Raw genomic sequence first — 13,777 nt, 5'->3', positions numbered from 1 at the left:
GGCATTTTATAAGTTTTTCTTGTCAAGTTAATAAAATCAAACAAATGTTTGATTTTATTAAACAATCGTTTGATTTGTAAAACTTTCAATTCTACTTTTGTGTTGAAATAGCATATTAACGAAGGAAATATGGAATACGGAACTAAGCAGTTACAAATCATAGAAGTGGCCGAAGGCTTATTCGCTAAGAAAGGCTTTGCCGGAACCTCTATTAGAGATATAGCGCAAGAAGCAGACATTAACGTCTCAATGATATCCTATTATTTCGGATCGAAGGAGAAGCTTATTGAGGCTTTATTTAGCGTAAGAATGGCGGAGACCGAAACGACCATGGTCAATATATTGGAGAACCAAGATTTGACGGCCATGCAAAAGGTGAATATTTGGCTGGACAGTGTTGTAGGTCGGTTTATGTTCAGGAAGAATTTTCACAACATCGTGATGCGTGAACAATTATCGTCGAATCGATCGGAAACGATTACAGCCTTTATCATGGACCTTAAAATGCGACACATCGATTTGATGAAGCAGCTTATTAGTCTTGGTATTCGAGAGGGCGTATTCAAGGAAAATCTGGATATGTCCTTAATGATGACCACGATATATGGTACGGTGAATCAGGCGATTGCTAATCAGGATTTTTACAGGCGTTTGAACCAATTGGAGCATTTAAGTGAAGAGGAGTTCAATCTATATTTATTAGAAAAGTTAAAAGTGCATTTAAAGTTTATATTTATTAATTCGGTTTCCAATGAACAACAAGGTCTTAATTAGATGGTCCTATGTATTCGCAATCTTGTTTTTTGCTAATACGGAATCACTGCAAGCACAACCGACGCTGCATCTTAATATGGCGGATGCCATAGAAATGAGTCTACAGAATAGTAAGGAGTTGAAGCTTAGCCAATCGATGGTCGAAATGGCGAAGCTAGATACGCGAGAGCTCAAAGATAACCAATTGCCATCTTTTGGGGTGACGGGGGCATACCTCAGGCTAAATACGCCTAATGTTAACTTTAAGCTCGGTCAATTGGCCAATGATAGCACGGGGAGTACTTCTGGGCTAAAGGTGCATCAGGCGGCGTACGGAATGGCCACGGCCTCGGTGCCTGTTTTTTCTGGTTTTCGTTTTAAATATGGAATTGAGTCGAAAAAGTACCTAGAGGAGGCGACCAAATTGGATGTGAAAAAGGATAGAGAGGCCGTGATTATGAATACGGTTACGGCGTATGCCAACTTGCATAAGGCTCAAAAGGCCGTGGATTTGGTTTCGGAAAACTTGCTCAGCGAGAAGGACCGGGTGCGGAAGTTTACGGACCGAGAGAGAAACGGTTTGGTGGCACGTAATGATTTGATGAAAGTGGAATTGCAGGCATCCAATGTAGAATTGGCCCTGTTAGATGCTCAGAACGACCTTAAGGTCACGATGGTCAATATGAATCTGATGCTAGGACTACCGGTCGGTACCGTTTTGGAAACCGATGCGCGTTTTTTTGAGGCCTTACCGGAGGTCAGCCAAATGGATCAGTGGCTGGACGATGCCCTGGCTAGCCGTAAGGATTTGGCAGCCAATGCCATGCGTCAAAAAGCAACTAATCTTGGAATGAAGGTGGCTAGGGCCGACTTATACCCTTCTATTGCTCTTACAGCCGGCTACGTAGCCATAGGAATTCCGGGGGTGGTCAATATCCCTAATGCGATGAATATAGGCGTAGGCGTTAACTACAATATTGCCTCCTTATGGAAGTCTTCAACGAAGATCAGCCAAGCCCATACTCAAGCCTATCAAGTAAAAGCCCAAGAAGGTATTCTACAAGATCAAATTCAGAGAGAGGTAACCTCCGCTTTCTACCAATATCAGCTTAGCAAGCAGAAAATAGAGGTGTATACCAAGGCCAGGGAACAGGCCAATGAAAACTTAAGAATTACCAAAAATAAATATGAGAATAGCTTGGTGACGACCACGGAGCTGTTGGATGCCGACGTGGCGCAGGTCCAAGCCGAAATCAATTATGAAATGGCCAAGGCTGATGCGCTTGTAAGTTACAAAAGACTGCAGCAAGTGTCTGGGGTAATACAATAATCAATTAGCAAAAAAATATAAGATTTTCAAAATAAAGTCATCATGGAAAACAATCAAACTTCGGAAGGCGCACCAAAGAAAACAAATAAGCGCTTTATGATCATTTTGGGCCTACTTGTGGCGGTAAGTGGCTCATGGGGATTTAACAAATACAATCATGGCTTGCATCATGAAGAAACAGACGATGCGCAGATCGACGCCCATATTAGCCCCGTAATTCCCCGGATTTCGGGCTATGTGAAGGAGGTTAGGGTAGTGGACAATCAGTTGGTAAAGAAGGGTGATACCCTATTGGTTTTAGACAACCAAGACCAGCTTATTCGTTTGGAGCAGGCCAAGGCCGGGCTGGTAGGGTCAGAAAGTAACCTGACGGTGGCCACAGCCACCACCCAGGCTTCGAAGGCCGCCGGAAACACTTATTTGGCCAATGTAGACGTGGTACAAGCCCAGATAGAAGAAGCAAAGGTTGCAGTCTGGAGAGCCAATCAGGATTTTGCCCGCTATGAGAACCTGATACGCGACCATTCTGTAACGCAACAGGAATATGAATTGGCACAAGCAGCCAAGCAGAAGGCAGAAAGGGCCTTGGCCGTTTTAGAAGCCCAAAGACAAGCAGCCGAGCGGCAGGCCAAGGCCGCCGGATCCCAGACTTTGGCTACAGCCCAACAAAAATCGGTGGCTTCTGCTAATATAAGAGCCAGACAGGCAGAAATAGAAAATGCAGAGTTGATGTTGTCGTACACCGTAATCACGGCCCCAACTGATGGCCATGTGTCCAAAGTGAATGCGCAAATAGGGCAGTTTTTGCAAGCTGGGCAAACCTTATTCAGTATTACGTCCAATGAGAAGCCTTGGGTAGTGGCTAATTTTAAGGAGACGCAACTTACCAAAATGAAGGTAGGGCAGAAGGTCAAGATCCATGTGGACGCCTATCCCGAACATACCTATGAGGCTCAGGTAAGCTCATTCTCGCCGGCCACTGGTGCTCGTTTTGCGCTGTTACCTCCCGACAATGCCAGTGGGAATTTTGTAAAAGTGGTACAACGGCTACCTGTGAAAATAGAGTTTCTGGAGGAGAAAAATGAGGATATCGCCTTGCTCAGACCAGGGATGAATGTATTTGTGGATGTGGAGTTGAATTAATTTTAGCCGTACAGGGGCCTCTACTGGCGCATTGTTGCCGGGGGCCACAGGCTTAGTTTCGGCCTAGAGGCCAAGTAGGCAACCAGGCAGTGCAATTATAGCAATATAGATTATGGAATTACAAGAGTCTTTGGTCGAGTACGGTGCCCGTAGGGTCATCATTACACTTACCGCCGTACTTTGTGCCCTATTGGAAATAGTCGATACCACTATTGTCAATGTGGCCCTGAACGACATGAGGGGGAACCTAGGGGGAACTTTGTCAGAAGTAAGTTGGGTTATCACCGCCTATGCCATTGGCAATGTGATCGTGGTGCCCATGACTAGCTGGTTGTCCCAGCAGTTTGGAAGAAGGAATTATTTCGCTGCTTCCATCATTATTTTTACGTTTGCTTCTTTCCTTTGTGGCCAAGCCGACAATATATGGGAATTGGTATTCTTTAGGCTGGTGCAAGGAATAGGTGGAGGGGCCTTATTGGTAACCTCTCAAACACTGATTACAGAAAGCTATCCCCCAGAGAAAAGAGGCATAGCCCAGGCGATTTACGGTTTAGGCGTTATTGTAGGGCCCACCTTAGGTCCACCACTTGGCGGATACATTGTTGACAATTATAGTTGGCCTTATATCTTTTATATCAATATACCCTTAGGAGTCATTGCCGCATTAATGACCATAGAGTTTGTAAGGAGTCCTAAGTTTGCCAACAAGAAATCGGCCTCGGAAATCGATTGGTGGGGAATTGTCTTTTTGGCTGTCGCCGTGGGCTCCCTTCAGTTCGTTTTGGAGAGAGGACAAGAAGAAGATTGGTTTAATAATGGTCATATCGTGTTTTTTACGGTTTCTGCCGTGTTGGGTTTCTATTTCTTTATTTGGAGAGAGCTCACCTACAAGAATCCAATTGTCAACCTGCGAGTACTTAAAAATGGCAATTTGAGGGTAGGGACTATTCTATCGTTTATACTGGGTTTTGGGCTTTATGGGTCCACCTTCATTATTCCCTTGTATACCCAAGCTACCTTGGGCTGGACGGCCACTCAATCGGGCATGTTAATGGTGCCAGCAGCCATCGTAACAGCCATGATGATGCCTGTGGTAGGTCAGCTGATTCAGCGGGGCGTTAAGCAGCAATATTTAGTGTCGGCCGGTATGTTGTTCTTTTTTATATACAGTTTTTGGGGATACAAGATCCTTACGCCAGATACCGGATCGGAAGCGTTTTTTAACATGCTTTTGGTACGTGGCGTCGGACTCGGATTGCTCTTTGTGCCCATCACCACCTTGGCTTTATCGACCCTTAAGGGGCGTGAAATAGGGGAGGGAGCGGCTTTTACTGGGATGATGCGTCAATTAGGTGGGTCATTTGGGGTGGCTGTTATCACGACTTTTATAGCTCGAGAGAATATGCTTCACCGCAGCGACCTGGTTAGTAAGCTGAACGTCAATGACCCTCTGGTGCAGCAGCGAGTGGATAATCTGCAGAAGAGTTTTATCGGTAAGGGCTTGTCTCCCGACGTAGCCTTAAAGAGCGGCTATCAGTTATTAGATTTTTCGATTGCCAAACAGGCCATTGTATTATCCTATATGGATGTATTTTTGTACCTGGGGCTATTATTTCTAGTCTGTATTCCATTTGTGCTGATGACCCGCTCTGGAAAGACCAAAATTGACCCTGCTTCGGTACACTAATCAACCGTTTTTGCAGGAATATTGAGATCCTCTGAATCGTTTCAGAGGATCTTTTCTTTAGACAAAATGCTATATTTGCGTCTGAGTAGAAATGCGATTATAATACTACTTATAACCCCTATATAAAACTGGGAATGGATACGATTAGAAAAGAAGGGCCGATACGAAGGGTACAGGTCGAGCGGTATGTCACTCCACTGCGCGAGGGAGGGTCGTTGCCGGCACTAGTAGATGCCGATGATGGGATTAGCTATGTGCTCAAATTTCGAGGGGCAGGCCAGGGGGTAAAAGCGTTGATTGCCGATTTTATAGGAGGCGAAATTGCCCGAAGCATAGGCCTTAAGGTCCCTGAAATGGTATTTGCTGAGTTGGATGAGGCTTTTGGAAGGACCGAACCCGATGAGGAAATTCAAGACTTATTACGTGCTAGCGAGGGACTGAACCTTGGGGTGCATTTTTTGAAAGGCGCTATGACCTTCGATGCCGTGGCCAGTCCGGTAGATGCCTACTTGGCCTCCAAAATAGTTTGGCTCGATGGCCTACTGACTAACGTAGATCGAACGGTAAGAAATACGAATATGCTGATGTGGAACAAGGAACTGTGGTTGATTGATCATGGTGCTTCCTTGTTCTTTCATCACTCCATAGAAAACTGGGAAAAGGCGGCCGCCAAGCCTTTTGCACAAATCAAGGACCATGTGCTGCTCAGCAGAGCGTCGGAACTTGCAGGGGTCAATACCGATCTACGCAATATCCTTCGCCCCGATACGATCCGTGGCATCATCTCGTTAATCCCATCGGATTGGCTGCTGCAAGACAGAACCTTTTCCGATGCGGACAGTTATAGGGACGTCTATGCGCAATATTTAATCAATCGACTTAATGCCTCCGAGCAGTTTGTAAATGAAGCCCAAAATGCCAGAAACATCTAAATTCCTCTACGAATATGCCGTTGTTAGACTGGTTCCTTGTATCGAACGTGAGGAGTTTATCAATGTAGGGGTCATATTATTATGTGCCGGACAAAGATTTTTGGACACCCGGATCCATCTCGATCCTACACGCTTAAAGGCATTAAAGGTGCAGGCGGATCCTGAAGAGCTTCAGACCTACCTCAATAGCCTTCAGGCTATCGCAAAGGGAGAAGCCGATAGCGGGCCCATAGGACAGCAAAACCTTGCCCAGCGCTTTCGTTGGCTCACGGCACACCGGAGTACGGTTTTGCAAACCTCCAGAGTGCATCCTGGTTTTTGTCTAGATGCATCCCAGACCCTCAATAGTTTGTTTGAAGACCTCGTTCTTTAAAGTAGAAATTGAGGTGAGACGGTTATAGCCATTCTATTGTGTTTCGGCTAAGGTGTACGCGGCCATTTTGTTCCATTTTCTTAAGAAGTCTGGAGATCACTTCCCTGGAAGTATTGAGGTCATTGGCAATTTCCTGATGGGTGATTTTTATTTCTTTATTACCCGTTTTTCCGATTTGGTTTTGCAAATAGAACTCCAGGCGCTCATCCATTCCTTTAAAGACCACATGATCCAGAACCGTTAGGAGTTCTTCAAAGCGCGATCGATAGGTTTCAATGACGAAGTAGTACCACGATCGATATGACTTCATTAATTCGTCCATATTGCGGACGGGGACCAAGATAGCCGTGGTAGGTTCAATAGCCTTGGCCATGACCTGGCTCTCTTCATTTTTGGCGGCACATATCATCGATAAAGCACAGGCGTTCCCTGCTTCTAGTTCGTACATAAATACCTCGTTACCATCTTCTCCCTGCCGATACAACTTAACTCTGCCTGTGGCGATTAACATAGAATACTTGAAATGTTGCCCTGTGCGCATCAATACCTCTCCCTCGGCAAATTCTTTGGTATGGCAGATGGTACTGAGGTAATCTTGAAGAGATTCTTCGAATTGAGGGAAATAAGTCGTTAAAAGAGTTTTAATAGGGATGTTGTCGGACATAAAATATATCAATATCGGGGTACTTCTCCTGTTTTTTTGTAAGATAGTAACAAAAATACCACCCAGTCTCTGAATTCCTGTTGAATAATAATTGTTTTCTGTAATCGATTACTCTATTATTTTGATAGAGATACTTGGTATTGTTTGCTATTTTCCTTATATTGCAATTAGGAACATAACTAAATGTTTAGTGTTATTATGACATTATATAATATTTTTTGACCATTATTATGTAAAAATATTTTGCTGTATAATATAGATCCTGTATTTTTGATATAAACTAAATATATGCATAATAACCGATTGACTTGGCATATCAGTATAGTTTTAATACCACCCTTCCCTCATATATAAGCTAGACCTGTCCATGCATGGCAGGTCTGTTTTTCGTTAGTATTCATGATGTTCAATAAAACGATACAATGCGCTTATGAAAACACTATTTGAAATTCGAGCAGAAATAATGCAACAGATTTGGGATCATGAGTCGCTGGGGGAGATCACCGAGCGGGTCAAGGTGGTATTAGATGGTAAACTGGTGCTGATCACCGGGCAGTTTAAGAACTATGAGCAAAAGCGGATGTTGTTAGACATTGTATCAGGTTATCCGCAAATGCAAATACTTTGCGACGCCACGGTGGAGATGGATATGAGAGAATCTGAAGCGGATAGTAGGCTCAAAGAAATAGTGATGCAGGCCTTGAAAGATGGGCAAGGCGATTACCATAAGGTTAGGTTACGGGTCAGCGAGGGTAGGGTGTTTTTGGACGGAATGGTTCGGTCCTCAAAGGACCGTAAGATAATACAAGACCAAATCGATCAAATCCCTGGAGTGCGAAGTATCTTTAACAACCTGACCTTTCCTTGTGAAAGCGTCCGGATGTCGGCGGCATCTTAACTATGCCAAGCCACTCGACAGCCAATAAAAGCTTAACCGTTATCGGCAAATTCTGGATAGAGGGTCATCCCGCCATCTATGTACATCGTTTCGCCATTTACATAATCCGATTCGTCGGAGCATAGCCAGGCTACTGCCTTGGCCACATCCTCTGCCGTACCTATTCTTTTATACGGGATAAGCTTTAGCAATTCTTGGTATTTTTCCGGATCCGACCATACCGCTTCATTAATAGAGGTTTGGATGGCTCCAGGACTCACCGCATTGACTCTGATTTTGTAAGGAGCTAGTTCTTGAGAGAGGGTTTTCATCAACATATGAACCCCTCCTTTCGAGGCGGCATAGTTAACGTGCCCCGCCCAGGGAATAATATCATGAACGGAACTCATCATGACCATCTTGCCAATGGCAGCTTTGGGATCGGCCTCCGCCTGTTTGATAAATAGACGCGCTGCTTCCCGGGCACACAAAAATTGACCAGTCAGGTTGACGCCAATTACGCGCTCCCATTGAGCCAAGGTCATCTCTAAGAATGGGGCGTCTTTTTGTAATCCGGCATTATTGACTAGGATATCCACGCGGCCATAATGTTGGATGGCCTCTAAGAATAGGTTCTGAACGTCCTGCTCCTTACTTACATCGGCCTGCACCAAATGGGCAGCCCCTCCTTGTTGGAGGATATGATCGACAGTTTCTTGCCCTTCTTCTCGATTAGAAGCATAATTAACCACTATTTTGGCCCCAAGAGCAGCCAAATAGATGGCACAGGCACGTCCAATTCCTGAGCTAGAACCCGTCACTACGGCCACTTGTCCCGATAAACTAAGTGTGTTCTGGTTCATAACAGGTCCTTTTCGTTGAATTTAAGCTTTTTCCAAACCTTTCTATCGATGCTTTTTACAGCCCAACTCTTGGCGATTTCTATCGCTTGTCGAATAGCCCGGCTGGAAGAAATTTTTCTCGTCTGCAATAGCTCTTGAGCGATCATAATGGCTTTTTCCCTGGTTGTCGGAGACAGATACATTAATTCAGGGTTGTGATGAATTGATTCGTTTCTTGTCATGATAATTACAGTTTGTTTTACCCCAATTACATAAAATTCGATGCCAGGCGAATAACCTGTCAATATTTATATATAGGAACGACAATATTTCCCATTATGTGACAGAATGAGCAAAAAAAATCCCCACCTAAAAAGGTGAGGATTTTAATCTGCGATTTCAATTATTTTACCTCTTCGAAATTAACGTCGGTAACATCTTCGGCACCTTCCTTGCTGGCTCCGTTAGCTCCGGCTCCTGGGTTAGCTCCGTCGGCACCTGGCGCGCCAGGTTGCTCGGCTCCACCCTGAGCGTACATCTCTTGAGAAGCAGCCTGCCATGCAGCATTCAATTTCTCCATTGCAGCGTCTATAGCCTCAAGGTTTTGAGCAGCATGTGCGGCTTTCAGTTCCGTGAGTCCGCCTTCCAAGGTAGTTTTGTTACCTTCAGAAAGTTTGTCGCCAAATTCTTTAAGTTGTTTCTCAGTAGAGAATATCAAGGTATCGGCGGCGTTAATCTTATCGACCTTCTCGCGTTCGGCTTTATCGGCACTTTCATTGGCTTTAGCCTCTTCGCGCATCCTGTTGATTTCTTCTTCAGTCAAGCCACTGGATGCTTCAATACGGATTTTTTGCTCCTTATTGGTTCCTTTGTCCTTGGCCGAAACGTTCAGAATACCATTTGCATCTACATCGAATGTTACTTCGATTTGAGGAATACCTCTTTGTGCTGGTGGAATATCTGATAAGTGGAAACGTCCCAATGTACGGTTCTGGTTGGCCATTGGCCTTTCTCCCTGCAATACGTGGATTTCCACGGAAGGCTGGTTGTCGGCCGCTGTAGAGAATACTTCCGTTTTCTTTGTAGGAATGGTCGTATTGGCTTCTATCAGCTTGGTAGAGACTCCACCTAAGGTTTCGATACCAAGAGATAGAGGAATAACGTCCAATAATAGTACGTCTTTCACTTCACCTGTCAATACGCCTCCTTGAATAGCGGCACCTACGGCTACAGCTTCATCTGGATTCACATTTTTGGAAGGCTTTCTTCCAAAGAATTTCTCCACCTCTTCCTGTACACGTGGAATACGAGTAGAACCACCTACCAATATTACCTCACTAATATCACTATTAGAATAGCCTGCATTTTTCATGGCTCTTTTACATGGTTCCATCATGCGTTGGAACAAGGTATCGGCCAATTGTTCGAATTTCGAACGCGTAAGGGTACGTACCAAGTGCTTGGGGATACCATCTACAGGGAATATATAAGGCAGGTTAATTTCAGTTTGAGTAGAGCTAGAAAGTTCTACTTTCGCCTTTTCTGCCGCTTCTTTTAGTCTTTGTAGCGCCATTGGATCCTTTCTTAGGTCCACGGCTTCGTCTTTTTGGAACTCGTCGGCTAGCCAGTTGATAATCACCTGGTCGAAGTCGTCTCCTCCTAAATGCGTATCTCCGTCGGTCGACTTAACCTCGAATACACCATCTCCCAATTCTAAGATTGAAACGTCAAATGTACCTCCACCAAGGTCAAATACGGCGATTTTCATATCCTGGTGCTGCTTATCAAGGCCATAAGCCAAAGCGGCAGCGGTAGGTTCGTTGATGATACGCTTCACGTCTAGTCCGGCAATCTGACCCGCCTCTTTGGTAGCCTGACGCTCGGCGTCGTTAAAGTAAGCAGGAACGGTAATTACCGCTTCTGTAACTTCTTGCCCTAGATAATCTTCGGCAGTTTGCTTCATTTTTTGAAGAATGAAAGCGGATACCTCCTGAGGGGTATATTGACGGCCATCGATGGGGACACGTGGAGTATTGTTAGGGCCTTGTTCTACGCTATAGGCGATCGTTTTAAGCTCGCTGCCTACGTCGTTATACTTTTTACCCATAAATCTCTTAATGGAGCTAATAGTATGCTTGGGATTGGTGATTGCCTGTCGTTTGGCAGGCGCACCTATCTTACGCTCACCGTTATCCATGAAGGCAACCACAGATGGGGTAGTGCGTGCTCCTTCGCTGTTGGCTATTACGACAGGCTCATTACCTTCCATGACAGCCACGCAGGAGTTAGTAGTTCCTAAGTCTATGCCAATTATTTTTCCCATTTTAATCGTTATTTATTGTGTTATTAATTAAGTCCAGTTTTCTTACTCATCAGAGTTACTAAAACTCTAAAAACCCCGTACCAACGCATAATTTTACGGAGTCAGGTGACAAACTGTCAGTTCGGGATATCCCCATAAAGGAGTTATCCCGAACACTTAATTAAGTAAATGCAAGTGGTTCGTGCAGCCCAATACGGGTCATTTAGGAGCCCTGTCGTTACGAGTTTACCTGTCCCATCAAGGGGTCGGTCATACTCTCTTTTCCCGTTTCTACATGGCCGGCGAAGCGTTGAGAGAAGTGCGCATCGCCTTCGATTTGAACTGAAAAATCGTACCAGTGATGGTCTTTTTCTAAATTGAGTACCATCGTTTTCGAATCCGTCTTACCAGACCCCCAAGTCAGTGTTTTCGACTGACCCTTAGTATGGTAGGCGTTATCGGTAATTTGTAGTTTTATGGGTTTGCTAGTTCTAGAGGGCTTTAGCTGCACCACTACATTGCCACTGGCTTTACCTTTGTTATCCTTTTGATAAATACAGGAGATACTGATCGGCTCTGAAGCACCCGACCCTCGGAATTCCCGATAGAAGCCGTTGGGACCATAAACGGACAAACGATATTGTCCATTATGAAAATCGGAGAGCGACCATTCATCCATGAGTTCGTCCCCTGCTGACACGGCATAGTTGCGTACACTATCCTCCATATTCAAACAGTTTTTGGCATAAATGGTAAATGGACTGCCAGAGGCCTTTTTGCCAAATATGTCATTTCCTGCCTTTAGCCTGATTGAAAAGGCCGATTTGTCTGCCATCAGTTCGCCATTTGCATACATTTCGTAGGGGAGGGGACAAGCAGGACGAATTCCTTTTTCCTGTTTTGTCATCAATGAGGATTGGTACGGGTTCTCATTGATCTGTTTTACTTCCTCTTCGGTAAGGGCTTTATACCCCGAAGGAAGTTTCTTGAACTGGGCATTATGTATTCCTTCCATAAATGCAGCCCGATCTACAAATGCTGGGAGGTCTATCTTCTCTCCATTATAGGGGGTAAAGGAGGCAGTAAGATCGCTGCAAATGGTTCTTCTCCATTGGCTGATATTTTCCTCTTTGATGTTTTTTCCTGTTTTATGTTGAAGGAAGGTCTCCATAAACTGAAGAATGGAAGTATGATCGGACACTTCCGAAAACACCTTCCCACCCCGGTTCCACGGGGAGGCTATGACCAGGGGCACCCGGTAACCTAAGCCGATTGGGCTTTCGCGGCCATCTTTTCGGCCTTCCAAACTTAAGTCTTGTTCCAGGGTGACGTATTCCAAGGCTGCATCGATGTCTTTGGATACCTTACCCGTATTGGATTTGTTAGGGTTGGGCACTACGAATGGGGGGACATGGTCGAAATACCCATCGTTTTCGTCGTAACAAAGTATAAATATGGTCTTTTTCCAGACCTCCGGATTCTTGGTAAGGATATCGAGTGTTTCCGAAACATACCAGGCACCATACCAAGGGGATGATGGATGGTCCGAAAAGTTTTTGGGAGCTACCAGCCAAGACACCGTGGGGAGCTTACCCTCATTTACATCGGTCCGGAACTGATGCAGAATATCCCCTTGAGGTGCTTTGGCCTCACGAATAATATCCCCATCGTGGTATTGCACGGTGGTAATATTGCGGTAATCCGGATCATTTACATTGGTGGTAAATGCTTTTTGATGCAAGTTTTTCTGGTACTGGCTTAATTTTTCGAAGTTTTCGGCACTCCATTGTTGGCGTTCTTTTTCTATGAAGGCGAGTGTTTTTAATTTTTGATCCAGCCCCTTCTTTTCTTCTTCTGTAGCCTTCTCTTTTAGTTTGGCTTGGAGCTGTTCGGTTTGCACACGCAGTTCCTTCTCTTTATCTGCAAGATAATCTTGGTATTTGGTATGGTATCGGATATTGTACTGCTTAAACCACTCGATAGGGTTGTCGGTAAAATTGGCCAGCCAATCGTCTTGATCGCCCGTCAGCCCGGTTTCGATACTCAGCTCATTCTGGTACATTCTCCAGGGTATCCCGTGTTCTTCTAGTCGCTCTGGAAAAGTTTTCCAGGAGGCTTCATGCCTGCTGTTCACATGGTGGTTCTCGACATTGGCGAAGGAGTCGATACTCGGAGATTCGCGGATAGTGCCCGACCATAGGTAGAGGCGATTGGTAGTAGTACCAGCCAAGGCCGAGCAAAAGTTTTGGTCGGCTACCGTAAAGGCATCGGCAAAGGCATAATAAAACGGGATATCTTCTCGATTATAATAGCCCTGGGTGAGGGGCATTTTCTTATATTCTTTATCGCCAGGAGCTTTCGCAATGAGCCAGCGATCGTACAGGCCATTATTGCGGGCATCCACTTGGTTGGTCCAGGAGTGTGGAAGACTCCCCATCCAGGTAGCGTTGGTCTCCCGCATATTTAACCGGAAGGGTATATGCGTTTCACCAAAGGCGTTGGTTTGGAGCCATACCAAGTTATCGTTGGGCAGGCGTATCGCCCGGGGGTCGTTAAAACCCCGTACCCCTTGTAAGGTGCCATATGCGTGGTCAAAGGACCGGTTTTCCTGCATAAGCACCACTATATGTTCTGCGTCTAGGTAAGTACTCCCTGGAGCAGGATCTATGGCCAGGGCCTTTTGTATCGATTCGGGCATCATACTAAGGAAGCCAGCTGCGCCAGTAAGCATAGTGGCTTTCTTGATAAATTCTCTTCTTGATTCCATATTGAAAGGTAGCGGATTTGATCAGTTATGCCCCTTAAGTACGGATTTATTCCCTTAAGATACTACTGCTAACAAAAAGTTAATATGGTTCAGAATGGAAATCAAAG

General features: G+C 45.0%; 12 protein-coding genes. 7 read left to right on the top strand and 5 right to left on the bottom strand.

The features are described from left to right. Window positions 1-129: 129 nt before the first annotated feature. The 6 genes from CLV98_RS08980 to CLV98_RS08955 all read left to right on the top strand — a co-directional run bounded on the left by CLV98_RS08980 (window position 130) and on the right by CLV98_RS08955 (window position 6,218). Window positions 130-774, top strand: coding sequence for a TetR/AcrR family transcriptional regulator (locus tag CLV98_RS08980; protein ID WP_109673961.1), 645 nt, complete (start codon window positions 130-132; stop codon window positions 772-774). Further along, the gene (locus CLV98_RS08975; protein WP_109673960.1) at window positions 752-2,083 is read left to right on the top strand and encodes a TolC family protein; all 1,332 of its coding nucleotides are present in this window, start codon (window positions 752-754) and stop codon (window positions 2,081-2,083) included. The genes CLV98_RS08980 and CLV98_RS08975 overlap by 23 nt, the downstream gene beginning before the upstream one ends. 42 nt (window positions 2,084-2,125) lie before the next feature. Further along, a complete protein-coding gene (locus tag CLV98_RS08970; RefSeq protein WP_109673959.1) occupies window positions 2,126-3,226 on the top strand; it encodes an HlyD family secretion protein in 1,101 nt (366 codons plus the stop codon). 112 nt (window positions 3,227-3,338) lie between these two features. Next, window positions 3,339-4,913, top strand: a complete 1,575-nt coding sequence (locus CLV98_RS08965; protein WP_109673958.1) for a DHA2 family efflux MFS transporter permease subunit — start codon at window positions 3,339-3,341, stop codon at window positions 4,911-4,913. Between the two features lie 134 nt (window positions 4,914-5,047). Then, window positions 5,048-5,845 (top strand): HipA family kinase, encoded by a 798-nt coding sequence (locus CLV98_RS08960; protein WP_109673957.1) that lies wholly within the window; start codon window positions 5,048-5,050, stop codon window positions 5,843-5,845. Then, on the top strand, window positions 5,829-6,218 hold the full coding sequence (locus tag CLV98_RS08955; protein ID WP_109674039.1) for a DUF3037 domain-containing protein: 390 nt from the start codon (window positions 5,829-5,831) through the stop codon (window positions 6,216-6,218). Before CLV98_RS08960 ends, CLV98_RS08955 begins: the two co-directional genes overlap by 17 nt. A gap of 22 nt (window positions 6,219-6,240) precedes the next feature. Here the strand turns inward: CLV98_RS08955 and CLV98_RS08950 are convergent, their stop codons facing one another. Then, window positions 6,241-6,882: a Crp/Fnr family transcriptional regulator gene (locus CLV98_RS08950; protein WP_109673956.1), complete on the bottom strand. Its 642-nt coding sequence runs from the start codon at window positions 6,880-6,882 to the stop codon at window positions 6,241-6,243. A 430-nt stretch (window positions 6,883-7,312) separates the two neighbouring features. Here CLV98_RS08950 and CLV98_RS08945 point away from each other — a divergent pair, with 430 nt between their 5' ends. Next, window positions 7,313-7,780, top strand: coding sequence for a BON domain-containing protein (locus tag CLV98_RS08945; protein WP_109673955.1), 468 nt, complete (start codon window positions 7,313-7,315; stop codon window positions 7,778-7,780). A 32-nt stretch (window positions 7,781-7,812) separates the two neighbouring features. Here CLV98_RS08945 and CLV98_RS08940 read toward each other — a convergent pair whose 3' ends face one another. The 4 genes from CLV98_RS08940 to CLV98_RS08925 form a co-directional block, all read right to left on the bottom strand. Continuing rightward, window positions 7,813-8,622, bottom strand: coding sequence for an SDR family oxidoreductase (locus tag CLV98_RS08940; protein WP_109673954.1), 810 nt, complete (start codon window positions 8,620-8,622; stop codon window positions 7,813-7,815). Further along, window positions 8,619-8,843: a hypothetical protein gene (locus CLV98_RS08935; RefSeq protein WP_229203278.1), complete on the bottom strand. Its 225-nt coding sequence runs from the start codon at window positions 8,841-8,843 to the stop codon at window positions 8,619-8,621. The genes CLV98_RS08940 and CLV98_RS08935 overlap by 4 nt, the downstream gene beginning before the upstream one ends. A 161-nt stretch (window positions 8,844-9,004) precedes the next feature. After that, window positions 9,005-10,924, bottom strand: coding sequence for a molecular chaperone DnaK (gene dnaK, locus CLV98_RS08930; protein ID WP_109673953.1), 1,920 nt, complete (start codon window positions 10,922-10,924; stop codon window positions 9,005-9,007). A 217-nt stretch (window positions 10,925-11,141) separates the two neighbouring features. Continuing rightward, complete coding sequence (locus tag CLV98_RS08925) at window positions 11,142-13,670, bottom strand: phosphocholine-specific phospholipase C (protein ID WP_109673952.1); 2,529 nt, start codon at window positions 13,668-13,670, stop codon at window positions 11,142-11,144. Window positions 13,671-13,777: the final 107 nt, after the last annotated feature.

The organism is Dyadobacter jejuensis (assembly GCF_003149085.1).
Lineage (GTDB): Bacteria > Bacteroidota > Bacteroidia > Cytophagales > Spirosomataceae > Dyadobacter > Dyadobacter jejuensis.
Note: the sequence above shows the minus strand (reverse complement) of the source record. Positions and strands in the feature narration are given on the sequence as shown.